Genomic DNA, 1,367 nt, shown 5'->3' on the forward strand with positions numbered 1-1,367 from the left:
AAAAGTAAGCAAATGTATGGTCAGCCCACCTTCTGCCACCCAGCACTGATGAACGGTAAATCGAGCTTGCGCTAATGTATCCGGGCTCAGTGTGAGCACGGATAGCGCTCGGCCCTTGATGAGTAGTCGCTCCTGCCTGTCCTTTAAAAACGCTTCAGCCTCCAAAGCTCTTTTGCTTATCAGGTTTTCAGCCAGGATGTCTGCCGTTTATCGTCATCAGCTACTGACGTCGCAAAAGCCGGTGGTGAAACGTACGGATCAAGCCTGGAAATGTGAGTTGTAGGTGCCGCCCTTGGTTAATAACACCCAGACGATTCTGGCCATTTTGTTCGCCAGGGCACAGGCCACTTTGTTCAGAGGCTTGCGGGCGAGCAAGTTTTTGGCCCACCTACCGAGGGCGTCGGTTCGGTGATCGAGTCGACACAAAACGGCATGAGCACCCTGTACCAGTAGGCTTCTTAGGTATTTATCGCCCCGTTTACTGATGCCGAGGAGGACAGTTTCGCCACCTGTTGAATATTGTCGCGGCACCAACCCCAATGAGGCGGCGAAGTCGCGGGACGATTTGAAACCCGAAGCGTCGCCGACATCGGCCACCAACGCGCTAGCGATGAGGGGGCCGATGCCGGGGATGCTTTGCAGGCGTTGGCCGGCGTCGTTTTGAATCAGGTTTTGCTTGATCTCGACATCGAGCTTTTTGATCTCGCCAGTCAGCTGCCGAATGTCTTCAAGCATGCGTTCAATAGCGTTTATCAAGCGGACGGGCAGTTCACGGCTTTGCATCAAGCCCGAGACCCGATTGAGGGCGGCGTATCCGGCGGGAAAGATGACGCCGAATTCCAGAAGAAATCCATGCACTTGATTGATGACGGCGGTGCGTCGACTTACCAAGGACTTGCGCAGTCGGTGCTCCGTGCACAGCACCTGCTGTTCTACGGTTTTGACTTGGACCGAACGAGTTCTAGGACGCGAGGCCGCTTCACAAATGGCCTCGGCATCAATGAAATCGTTTTTGTTGCCGGTGACATAGGCCTTCACATGTTGCGGCGCGATCAACTGCACGTGATGGCCTTGCTCCTTGATTTTCCGGGCAAGCCACTGCGATCCGCCGCAGGACTCCATGGCAATTTTGCAGGTTGAAATCTGCGCCAGATAGGGGAGCAACTGGTTACGGTTGAGCTTCTTACGCAGCACCTGATGGCCTCTGGCGTCCTGGCCATGCAGGTGGAAAGTGTTTTTGCCGATGTCGATACCCAGAAGCGTCACGGTATTCATGAGAGATCCTCCTTCGGTAAAGAGAGCGCCCCGGCAAGTTTAGACTCGCCGAGGTTCTCGCCGGGCTGACCATCTCATTAAGGCTTCGCCCC

The 1,367-nt window shown here is 55.0% G+C and carries 1 protein-coding gene; it reads right to left on the reverse strand.

The genetic code is table 11. The features are described from left to right. Positions 1 to 258: 258 nt before the first annotated feature. Positions 259 to 1,275 (reverse strand): IS110 family RNA-guided transposase, encoded by a 1,017-nt coding sequence (locus AC1RJ3_RS29600; RefSeq protein WP_493081985.1) that lies wholly within the window; start codon positions 1,273 to 1,275, stop codon positions 259 to 261. Positions 1,276 to 1,367 lie beyond the last annotated feature (92 nt).

It is taken from the genome of Pseudomonas sp. GW822-FHT04C11, assembly GCF_058800905.1.

Excerpts from the sequence above, each read along its gene's own strand:
- AC1RJ3_RS29600 (WP_493081985.1), bottom strand. The coding sequence starts at position 1,275 with ATGAATACCGTGACGCTTCTGGGTATCGACATCGGCAAAAACACTTTC.